The organism is Brevibacillus dissolubilis (assembly GCF_006170445.1).
In the GTDB taxonomy this organism is placed as follows: Bacteria; Bacillota; Bacilli; order Brevibacillales; family Brevibacillaceae; genus Brevibacillus_B; species Brevibacillus_B dissolubilis.
The window spans coordinates 1-9,864 of the sequence record NZ_VCNA01000020.1; the positions used below are offsets into that span (position 1 = coordinate 1).

The 9,864-nt window shown below is 47.9% G+C and carries 6 protein-coding genes; 1 reads left to right on the top strand and 5 read right to left on the bottom strand.

Going from position 1 to position 9,864, the window contains the following annotated elements:
• Positions 1-350 precede the first annotated feature (350 nt).
• The 3 genes from FGI41_RS24465 to FGI41_RS24475 all read right to left on the bottom strand — a co-directional run bounded on the left by FGI41_RS24465 (position 351) and on the right by FGI41_RS24475 (position 4,993).
• The gene (locus tag FGI41_RS24465) at positions 351-1,451 is read right to left on the bottom strand and encodes an HD-GYP domain-containing protein (RefSeq protein WP_139492908.1); all 1,101 of its coding nucleotides are present in this window, start codon (positions 1,449-1,451) and stop codon (positions 351-353) included.
• 156 nt (positions 1,452-1,607) lie between these two features.
• Positions 1,608-4,160 carry a DNA gyrase subunit A gene (gyrA, locus tag FGI41_RS24470; RefSeq protein WP_139492909.1) on the bottom strand — a complete coding sequence of 851 codons (2,553 nt, stop codon included), beginning with the start codon at positions 4,158-4,160 and terminating at the stop codon, positions 1,608-1,610.
• Positions 4,161-4,255: 95 nt separating this feature from the next.
• Complete coding sequence (locus FGI41_RS24475; protein WP_139492910.1) at positions 4,256-4,993, bottom strand: class I SAM-dependent methyltransferase; 738 nt, start codon at positions 4,991-4,993, stop codon at positions 4,256-4,258.
• Positions 4,994-5,210: 217 nt separating this feature from the next.
• Between FGI41_RS24475 and FGI41_RS24480 the strand changes: the two genes are divergently transcribed.
• Positions 5,211-7,325 carry a 5'-nucleotidase C-terminal domain-containing protein gene (locus tag FGI41_RS24480; protein WP_139492911.1) on the top strand — a complete coding sequence of 705 codons (2,115 nt, stop codon included), beginning with the start codon at positions 5,211-5,213 and terminating at the stop codon, positions 7,323-7,325.
• A gap of 103 nt (positions 7,326-7,428) precedes the next feature.
• Here FGI41_RS24480 and FGI41_RS24485 read toward each other — a convergent pair whose 3' ends face one another.
• Together FGI41_RS24485 and FGI41_RS24490 are read right to left on the bottom strand one after the other, a co-directional pair.
• Positions 7,429-8,133: an SDR family NAD(P)-dependent oxidoreductase gene (locus FGI41_RS24485; protein WP_176560424.1), complete on the bottom strand. Its 705-nt coding sequence runs from the start codon at positions 8,131-8,133 to the stop codon at positions 7,429-7,431.
• A 148-nt stretch (positions 8,134-8,281) separates the two neighbouring features.
• Complete coding sequence (locus tag FGI41_RS24490) at positions 8,282-9,556, bottom strand: MFS transporter (RefSeq protein WP_139492913.1); 1,275 nt, start codon at positions 9,554-9,556, stop codon at positions 8,282-8,284.
• Positions 9,557-9,864: the final 308 nt, after the last annotated feature.

Below are 9,864 nucleotides of genomic sequence, written 5' to 3' on the forward strand. Positions count from 1 at the left end.
GCACGCCGCCAGCGTTCGTCCTGAGCCAGGATCAAACTCTCCAATAAAGTTGAAGTTGATCTAGGTCAAAAACTTGTTGCTTGGCTGAATTATCATTTGCTTTCGCTGTTCAGTTTTCAAAGAACATCCGTTTAACACTCTACTACATAACTTCTATTGAAGTCAATATAGTTATTACCTTTTTTCAGAAGTTCTATTCGTTTTAAAAGTAGTTCCTCTGAAATCAACTTCTAAAGTCTAGCATGACCTCCTGCGTAAAGTCAATACCATAATAAAAGAAAATGAGATGGCGGTCAGAACTGTCTGCCGTCCCATCTCATCAAGGTTCAGAATCGGATTACGTTTTTCATCTACATCACCTTTACAATGGCAATTTTACGATTTTCGGCGAGGTTGATGATTTTCTTATTAACTTCTACCATCGGTCTGGTTGGGTTGTTCCGATCAGTAAATACGATTCTGCCAATGGAGCCGTCGCTGAGTTCTACAACCGTTCCTGCAGAGAATTGGGTGATGGCGTTGACAAAAGTATGGACGATTGCGGGATCGAGTTTGCCGAAGCTGTCTTGGATTAGTTGCTCGACCACCATGTAAGGGGAGGTGCCCTCTCTGTAAACCCGGTTGGAGCACATCGCATGGTATACGTCAGCTACTGCAACAATTTTACTGTAGATATGAATTTTGTTGCTTTTCAGGCCAAGCGGGTAGCCGGAGCCATCCTCCCGTTCGTGGTGCTGCAAGGCGGCCATGGCAACACCCTCACTTAATCCTGGGGCTGATTTTATGAGTTGATAACCATATACCGTATGTTTTTTCATTTCTTCAAATTCCTCTGGGGTCAGTTTTCCTGGCTTCCAGAGGATTTTCGGGTCAATCTTGGTTTTGCCTACATCGAGCAGAATACCGGCTAGGGCGATTTGCATCCATTCTTTTTCCGGCATCTTCATCCATTTGGCGATCACATAGGCGAGCAGACCAACTGCGACGGAGTGCTCGTAGGTGTAGGTGTCTACATTGGATACCCTGCGCAGCGAGAGCAGCAGGTTCGGCTGTTCAGAGACCGTCTGGAGCAGGGGAGAGATGATCTCACGCACTTCCAAGACGGGGATATTTTGACCGCTCTGAATGTTTTTTAGCATGTTACGGAAGGAGACGATGGCTTTATCGAATTTTTGTTCGAATTCGTATTTATCGGGTATTTTGGTCTCTTTTCGTTTGGCCACTGGCTCCTCTTTGGATTCGGGGAGGGGCTCATCTTTTTTCTCATCTTTGATAAAGAGCATGGGATCTTCTTCGATTTCGACCTGATCGACTAAAAACGCTTCCAAAATTTCCAGATCGCGCTCCTCGAGAAGGGTTCCTTTTAAGAACAGCAGCCCACCGAGTGACGTATGAACTTCTGCCGCCAAGCGCGCACCAGCTGGTAACCTATTTACTTCATAGATGGGCATATTCATCCTCCTGCGTGACCGTATTCTTAATTTTTATACTACTCTTTTCCTAGAAAAGTGACAATACTGACATTCTAAGTTAATACTTTGGAATCATAAAAAAGAGGATGGCAACTGGCTTTTGGCACCAGTTCCATCCTTTTTTTATCGATCAGGTTATTCGTCTTGTGGATCTTGGTCAGCCTGATCATCTTCGAGGATTTCCTCGGTCATTTCTTCTTCGGGGTGTTCTTCTGTGATCTCGGCGTCGTCAGCGGTTTCTGCGACTGGTGTCACATCGGTCGGCTCATCAGATGCTTCTACGATGGCGATGGAACCGACACCTTCATTTTCATCGAGGCGGATCAATTTGACACCTTGGGTATAACGGCCCATGACAGAAATGTCCTTGATGCGCAGTCGGATGATGATGCCATTGACGGTGATAATCATCAGATCTTCATCCGCTTGCACGACTTTGAGGCCAACGATGTGACCACTGCGGTCGGTGACATTGTGAGTCTTGAGACCTTTACCGCCGCGGCTTTGAATCCGGTATTCGGAGATTGGCGTACGTTTTCCGTAGCCTCTGGCTGTGACGATAAGCACCTCGGCATCAGGGCGGACAACGTCCATGTCGATCACGACGTCGTTGCCGTCAAGCGTAACGCCTTTGACACCAGTGGCACCACGGCCCATTACGCGGACATCCTCTTCTTTGAAGCGGACGGCCATACCGTTTTTGGTCCCCATGATGATCTCTTGGTGACCGTCGGTGAGACGTACGCCGACCAGCTCGTCGTCTTCGCGAAGGTTGACCGCGATGAGACCACCTTTGCGGACATTGTCAAAGGTCAGAAGATCCGTACGTTTGACGATACCGTGCTTGGTGGCAAAGAACAGATATTGATCGGCACGGAATTCTTTGATCGGAATGATCGCACTGACCGTCTCGCCTTTTTCGATCTGAATCAGGTTGATGATCGGTGTCCCCTTGGCGGTGCGGCTGAGGTCTGGAATCTCGTAGCCTTTGATGCGGTAGACCTTACCCTTGCTGGTAAAGAAGAACAGGGTGTCATGGGAGTTGGTCGTAAGCAGATGCTCGACGAAGTCCTCATCCCGCGTACCTGCCCCTTGGATACCGCGTCCACCGCGTCGCTGGCTCTTATACGTGTTGACCGGCAGACGCTTGATATAGCCGCTGTGGGTGAGCGTGATGACAACCTCTTCTTCTGGAATCAGGTCAGCATCAAGAATATCTCCCTCATCAAAGGTGATCTGTGTGCGGCGCTCGTCGCCAAATCTCTCTTTGATTTCTTGCAGCTCTTCGCGGATGATCGCGTAGATCTTGCCTTCGTCAGCGAGAATGGCCTGGAGTTCGGCAATTTTGGCAATGAGCTCTTGATATTCGTTTTCGATTTTATCGCGTTCCAGACCAGTCAGGCGCTGGAGACGCATGTCAAGAATCGCTTGGGCCTGCTCATGGCTGAGGCTGTAGCGTTCCATCAAGCCGTTTCTGGCTTCCTCGGTGGTCTGGGAAGAGCGGATCAGGCTGATAATCTCGTCAATATGATCAAGCGCAATACGCAGACCTTCTAAAATGTGTGCGCGCGCTTCTGCTTGACGCAGATCATACTCGGTACGTCTGCGGACGATGACACGCTGATGCTCCAGGTAGTAATAGAGCAATTCGCGCAAGTTTAAGACACGCGGACGATTATCTACGAGCGCGAGCATGTTGACACCAAATGTACTCTGCATCTGGGTCTGTTTGTAAAGGTTGTTGAGCACGACTTTCGGGATGATGTCACGGCGAAGCTCGATGACGATACGCATCCCTTTGCGGTCGGATTCATCTCGCAGGTCGGTGATGCCTTCGATTTTCTTGTCGCGCACCAGCTCTGCGATTTTTTCAACCAATCTAGCTTTGTTTACTTGGAACGGAATCTCGGTAACGATAATACGGGCTTTGCCGTTGTGCTCCTCAATGGTGCTCTTCGCACGCATGATGATAGAGCCACGGCCTGTCTCATAGGCCTTGCGGATACCGGAATAGCCTAAGATTTCCCCTGATGTCGGGAAGTCTGGACCTTTGATAATCCCCATCAGCTCATGGATGGTGATATCCGGATTGTCGATCATGGCTTGAACGCCATCAATCACCTCTGTCAGATTGTGCGGAGGGACATTGGTCGCCATACCGACGGCGATCCCGGAAGAACCGTTCACCAACAGGTTCGGGAAACGGGAAGGGATGACGGTAGGCTCTTCTTTGCGACCGTCATAGTTCGGAACGAAATCTACTGTATCTTTATCGATATCTCGTAAAAGTTCTAGTGCAATCTTAGCAAGTCTGGACTCTGTGTAACGCATCGCTGCTGCCGGGTCGCCATCCACAGAACCGAAGTTCCCTTGGCCCTCGACAAGCATATAGCGCATGTTAAAATCTTGCGCCAGACGTACCATGGTCTCATAAATAGCGGAGTCACCGTGCGGATGGTAATTCGCCATAACTTCCCCGACTACGTTCGCGGACTTACGAAACGCCTTATCTGGTGTCAGACCCATATCATGCATAGCATACAAGATGCGGCGGTGTACGGGCTTCAAGCCGTCGCGCACATCAGGTAAGGCACGGCTGACGATAACACTCATCGCATAGTCAATGAACGAGTCTCGCATTTCTTGGCTTATATCTACTTTTGGAAACGGAGATGTTTGCTCTGCCATAATGGATAACCCTCCAACCGTATTTCAGACAACACTTAATTATAGCACAGAAAGCTGCCACTCGTCCAAAGTCTTATGAATAAATAAGTAAGCGATTATTTTGCCTGCATGATGAAGAAGGTGTATCCGTACCACTCTGAATACTTTCGGTACATCTCAATCTCTGATTGTGCCTCGTCCAGTTGAGAAAGCGCCTCCGGCTGGTTCTGATAGGTTAAGCGCAAGTCATTGATTTTTGCCTCAAGCGGGAGATAGTAGTCATCCCACCAGCCTGATTCCGGGATGGTAAAATAGCCGGTCACCTCATAGCCTGCCGCTTCAATCAACGCCAGGTTTTCTTCAACGGACTTCATCTCTGGATAATGTTCGTGCCAGAAGTTCTGGACTTCTGCCGGGGGATTGGGCTTCAGCCAGCAAATCTCAGTAACAGCCAGAGAGCCGTTTTCTTTTAAAAAACATTTCCATTGCTTTAGGCCCTGCTCAAAACCTAATATATAAATCGCCCCCTCGGACCAGATCAAATCAAACTGCTGATCACCGAAAGGGAGCTCAAACATAGAACCCCGCACTGTTTCAATCTTCTGATCTACCCCCGCACTCTTCGCACGCTTTTGCAACTCGTCTAGAAAAGGCTGCTGCAAATCAAGCGCGACCACCCGACCATCTATTACATCCGCCAGTTGCAACGTCTGCATCCCTGGCCCACATCCAATGTCGAGTACCTCTGGGTGTGCAGGCAGATCCCGCACATAGGAAAAAGCCCGTTTGGTAGATTCGTTGTCTCCAGGACCTTCCCGTGGCAGTCCCTGATGGATTTCAAAAAATAGATTCATGTTTTTCAACTCTCCTTAAATAAAATTCATAACTTTATCAAAAAGTCTTCCACAATTATCCGAACATCCATTATGATATAGGGGCTGAATGTCTGCTTCTTTGTAATATTAAGAACATATAAAATCATTGTAAATGTAGCAGGATTCAGCATAGTCATACGGAATAATACGTGTGGCAATTATTTCATCATTCCATTTTCAAGGGGGATTTTTACCTATGCTAAACAAGAAACCAGTCACTTTACTGGTAACCGCTTCACTCACTGCATCTGTTTTTGCCGGTAATCTTGCTGTCCATGATGTTGCTTCTGCTGCAACGAAGGAAACCGCATCCGCAAAAACTTCTGATATGGTTCTTGCCCAGCAATATGGCTGGCTCGACCGTTCCGGTGTGAAGCAAGCGACTGAAGAAGTACGCCGTTCTGATCTGGCTGCTATTCTCGTAAGCGCTCTCGAACTGAAAAAAGCGAAAAATCCAGTGAAATTCTCAGACGTTCCTGCCCATCAACAAGATGCTGTGAACCGCGTCGTTGCTGCAGGCCTCATGGAAGCTGACGGTGAAAAGTTCGCTCCTGCCCGTAAAGTAACCCGCGAAGAATATGCTGAGATTATTGCCAATGCAATCGCAGGTACCAAGATTCCTACAGTGGACACCAGCGTTCTGAACTACTTCAAGGACGCAAGCACGGTAGAAGACCGCAATGTGATCAGCTACGCTGTTCTGAAGGGTATTCTCGATCTCAAATTCGACAGCGAGCTTCGTCTGCAGGCTGCTGTGACTCTCGAAGAAGCAGTATCCGGTCTCAAACCACTCGTGTTTGAAGATATCGACGTCCTCTCCACTAACGATATCCACGGTAACATCGAATATAACACCACCTACAAAAACGGTGGGATGGGTATCGTAGCAGGTGTTGTTAACCAATACCGTACTGTGAACCCAGACGGCACCATCGTGCTGGATGCGGGTGACTTCTTCCAAGGAACCTTGATCTCCAATGCATTTGAAGGCACATCCACACTCGAAACCATGGATGCGATCGGTTATGACGCAGGTACAATCGGTAACCACGAGTTCGACTTCGGTCAGCCTCTGCTGAAAAAACTGATCAACGAAGCATCTTTCCCAATCATCAGCGCCAACATCTATGACAAAGCAAGCAACAAGCCAGTATCTTGGACCAAGCCATACACCATCGTTGAAAAAGACGGCTACCGTGTAGGTATCATCGGTCTCTCTACTGTAGAAACGCCAAAAGTAACACTCTCTACCCACATCTCTGATCTTTCTTTTGCCAAAGGCTCTACCGTCAGCAATGAACTGGTCAAAGAACTGAAAAAACAAACCGACTTTGTCATCGTCAACTCCCATATGCCGGGTGACCTCAACGCACAAGGTGAAATCATCGGTGAACTGGCTGATTTCGCCCGTGAAGCAACAGGCGTAGAAGCTGTCATCGGTGGCCACTCCCACAAGCGTGTATTCGGTCATATCAATGACGTTGCTCTCGTGGAAGCTCAAACCGCAACAGCAGCAATCGGTCACATCCGTCTTTTCGTAGACAAAAAGAAAGACGCAGTGGTATCTACTGAGTCCTCCATCCTCGAAACCAAACTGGGTCTTGCGAAGGCAGACGCTCAAGTAGAAGCGATCGTGGCGAAATACCAAACACAAGTAAACCAACTGAAGGGTGAAGTGGTATCCGTAACCACCGGTGCTCTGACCCGCGATTCTGTGAACCAAATCAAACGCGGTAAAATCGACAAAGAAAAAGCACGTGAAGGTGTAACCCCACTCGGTAACCTGATCACGGAAGTAATGCGCTCCAAAGAAAACGTACAAATCGCTTTCACCAACATCGGCGGAATCCGCACTGACATTGATGCAGGCGAAATCACTTACGGTGAAGTATTCTCTGTGCTTCCTTTTGACAACTATGATGTGGTAGGCGAAATGACTGCACAACAACTCAAAACCGCTCTGGAAGTACTCGACAAATACTCCGGCTACCCAGCTCTGCAACAATCCGGCCTCAAATACAAATGGGATAACCGCCGCGCAGCAGGGGACAAAATCACTGAAATCACCCTCACTGATGGCACTCCAGTGTACGTGAACGGTACTTTCTCTGATCAAAAATTCTCTGTAACCACCAACAACTTCCTCGGAACTGGTTCTGGTGACGGCTACACTGTATTCGGTCAAGTAAAATGGACCGATACCCCTAACTTCCAACGTGAAATCGTTGCTGAATACCTCCGCAACCTTCACAAACAAGGCAAAACCATCTCTCCAATCATCGACGACCGTGAAACCCGCCTCGACTTCTAAAAACGTCCAGCGGCTCATAACGGCTTGTAAACGTAAGACCGACGCAGGAACATCTGCGCCGGTCTTTTTTATTTTATGTACAGGTAGTGGTTGATTGATGCACTTAGCCCCACGGAATGTATTCGGCAACGATTTTCTGCGCGACCATCTCTGGGGTTGCAACCTTGCCTTGTTCTTTGAGATCGACGAAGTAGACACGCTCTGGGAATACATCTGTAACAGAGCTGCGGATGTATTCTTGCATCTGGGTGTCCATCACACCAGGGCTGATGGAATGGATCTGAATGTTCGGGTTGTTCTCGAACTGGGCCTTGCATACATCGACGAACATCTCTGCACCTGCTTTGGTGGAACAGTAGAGTGACCAGCCGCCCAATGCACGCTTGGCTGCTCCAGAAGAGATGTGCAGGATGTTGAGCTTGGTTTTTTCTCCGAGGGAGACGAGATTGTTGATCATCTGGATCGGAGCGATGAAATTAATCATGGTCGCTTGTGTGATCTGTGCATTCTCAAATGTACCTACCGGACCGATCGGGGAAATCACAGCAGCATTGTTAATGAACACAAGCTCTTCGATTTCTTTGCCTTCGAGGAGAGCGGCAAAGTCTTGGGCTGATGGAATCTGTTCTTCTACTTGCAGGTCACGTTTGAGCAGGGTCACACGCTCTGGTTGGGACTGAGCGAGCTCCTCTTGGTAAGGCAGGAAGCGTCGGGAGATTCCGATAAGTTGTACATCTTTATCAACAAAAGAGTCAAACAAGGCTTTACCTAATCCACTGGAAATACCAGTGATGATAATTGCTTTCATAGTAGGTTGCATCTCCTTAAATTTGAGTTATGAATATTTTACCAGAAAATAACTGTCCGCTCTATAGAATTGAACAAAACTAGGGAAAATACACCTATGAAAAAAGACCTGATCGTTTTGATCAAGTCTTCTTTTGCCTGCATCGGCCTTATTTGAGTTTCTCCAGACGCCTTTGGTTAAACATGCTTTTGATGATGATGTCGAGCAGGTCTTTCTGCTCGCCCTTTTTCCCTTTGCTTCTCGGCTTGATGGCAAACAGGCTCAGCACAGCTGCCAACAGTGAAAGCCCGGCAAATGTCAAAAATAAGGTGAGCTGCGAAATATCCATCAGAATCGACACAAGCGGGGGACCAAGTGCTACCCCGATAAACCTCATGCTGGAAAACATCGAGGTAATCGTTCCTCTCTGTGCCTTTTCGATGCCCTCTGTAATAAAAGCATCCAGACAGGGGAGTGTCATCCCAATCCCGACGCCGCTGACGAACAGGCTGAGCACGATCAGGTAGATGTTTTTGAAAAAGCCTGTGGCAAAAATCGCTACAGCCAGAATAACTAAGCCGAAAAATGTGACCCACTTCATCATCCGTTTATTTTCGCCGACGAATCGGCCCGTCAAATACGAAGAAAGACACAGTGACCCGAGCGGAATAGCCAAAATCAATCCCTTGATGACCCCATCGATGCCGTACTTCTTCTCCAATAAGCTGGAGAGGTAAAACAGTACGCCAAACACAATAAACATGCAGATCGCCCCGATGGCAAAGATCGCGTAGAGCCATCTTCCTTTTTGCCGGAAAATGCTTTTGATATCACCCGTGAATGATTTGATGGTGATGTTTTTCGGCTTTTGCTTGGGGGACTTCAATAAAAACCAGACAAGCAGAATGGAGACTCCACAAAAGATTGGGATTGCCAGGAAGGGGAGATACCAGACAACGGTTGACAGGTACGCCCCCAGAATCGGACTTAATACTTTACCGAATGTATTGGAGGTCTCCACAATCCCCAGTCCGGTGCTGACATCGTCTTCACTGCGGAACATATCACCGATCAACGGAAGAACGATGGGTGCGCATCCTGCTGCTCCGACGCCTTGGAGCATACGGCCGATCAGAATCAGTACATACGAGTTATCCGAGAGCAATGCCGCCAACACGGAGATCAGTCCTCCGGCAGCAGCGATGATCAGGCTCGGTATGATGACGATTTTCCTTCCGTAACAGTCTGATAAGAATCCAGCAATAGGGATTAAGACGATCGCTACCGCTGAATAGACGGTAATAATCAGGCTGGTCTGAAAGGCGGTTACATCCAGCTGTTGCTGGAGCATAGGTAGAATGGGAATCAGCATCGAGTTGCCCAGCGTCATGATCAACGGGATCGACGCTACCGAAAGCAAGTCCAGTCGCTTATCTGCTTGCATCTTGTTCATTCCTCCATCAATGGGGACCTGTAGGATGTTAAATTTGATTGTCCCATTGCTATTATGCTTGGATTCGTCTCTTTTATGTTATCCAGCCGAGGCTAAAACCAACCATTCATATAGGGATTTGCGGTTTTATGAACAAAATAAAAAAAGGACTCCGTTTATCGGCTCATCTATCACTGAAGTGCACCCCTTAAAGTAGACATTGGAAAAACCCCCTGGTTTAACCGATGAACTTTAGGGGGTGCATTTTTTATGGCAGTAAAAGGACAGAAGTTTCAAAGCTATCCAGAATCGATTAAACG

Coding starts and splice junctions, on each gene's coding strand:
- FGI41_RS24465 (WP_139492908.1), bottom strand. CDS start 1,451: ATGCCCATCTATGAAGTAAATAGGTTACCAGCTGGTGCGCGCTTGGCG.
- gyrA (WP_139492909.1), bottom strand. CDS start 4,160: ATGGCAGAGCAAACATCTCCGTTTCCAAAAGTAGATATAAGCCAAGAA.
- FGI41_RS24475 (WP_139492910.1), bottom strand. CDS start 4,993: ATGAATCTATTTTTTGAAATCCATCAGGGACTGCCACGGGAAGGTCCT.
- FGI41_RS24480 (WP_139492911.1), top strand. CDS start 5,211: ATGCTAAACAAGAAACCAGTCACTTTACTGGTAACCGCTTCACTCACT.
- FGI41_RS24485 (WP_176560424.1), bottom strand. CDS start 8,133: ATGAAAGCAATTATCATCACTGGTATTTCCAGTGGATTAGGTAAAGCC.
- FGI41_RS24490 (WP_139492913.1), bottom strand. CDS start 9,556: ATGCAAGCAGATAAGCGACTGGACTTGCTTTCGGTAGCGTCGATCCCG.